The sequence below is a fragment of the Vibrio sp. 1078-1 genome (assembly GCF_033340475.1).
Genome location: NZ_JAWOWM010000125.1, coordinates 1 through 935 on the forward strand (window position 1 = coordinate 1; position 935 = coordinate 935).

General features: G+C 39.8%; 1 protein-coding gene. It reads left to right on the top strand.

Annotated features, from left to right (window positions below; all coding sequences use genetic code 11):
- A partial coding sequence (locus R7190_RS26045; protein ID WP_318137704.1) for a hypothetical protein occupies positions 1-272 on the top strand: 272 nt, incomplete at its 5' end.
- Between the last annotated feature and the right edge of the window lie 663 nt (positions 273-935).

Here is a 935-nt window from a genome sequence, read left to right on the forward strand (position 1 = left end):
TATTATCAATGGCCTTAATGAGCTCAAGTTCATTGGCAAGCCAGACAATGGGCGAAATCATTGGTCGAGAAGAAGACCCAAACCGACCAATTGAAGAAGTCTATGGCAAGGAACGCATAGACAAAATCAGAAACGGCGATGATTTCTGCATGTATGAATACAAAACCGATAAAAGCGGAAAAATAAAAAGTATCAAACTGGAAGGAAGACCAGAAGACTGCAAAAGCCTCCTGAACTACTTCATGATTAAAAACAAAGACAAACTAAAATGACATACTCAGCGTTTGGTATGTCATTTCTTCCTTAATGCGCATTATACGCTTTTTATGTTACGGGCTATCTCTTCAAAGCGATTCTCTCTCATGGCATGTACGCAGCGAGCTACGACAATGAGCAATTCTCTCGCCCACCCTTTGCGCGGTCTAGGCCTACGGCAAACCACTCAACATAAACACGAATATAATGCGCACTAAGTGGATAGATTAGCCTTCATAAAAACCCATAGAACATAACAAGCAACAAAATACTGAGCCCAGTGATACCAAACCCAGTCGTCAGGATGAACAAACAAAGCTAAATAATCAATCATTGCGACAACCTCCTACAAGCAACAATACCAGAAAGAAAACACCCAAGAAGATAAACCCCTCATAAACATCATAAATCCATTCCATAACTAACTCAGGTGAGGTGTAAAAACCGAACCTCATGACCCAGGTTCGGCTTATTGAGCTGTTGTTTTATTTATGACTTAAGTCTTTAAGTATCACAAACCAAGGTCTCTTTTCATATGGTCGCTTAGCTCTTCGGATGTTCGTACGTTTTGCTTTCTTGAGTACCGATGCCTTAACTCACCACCAAACAACACACGAAATACTCTAGTATAACAATTTATGGTTTGTACAACTAACTTAGAAAAACTTATTTCTGGCAAG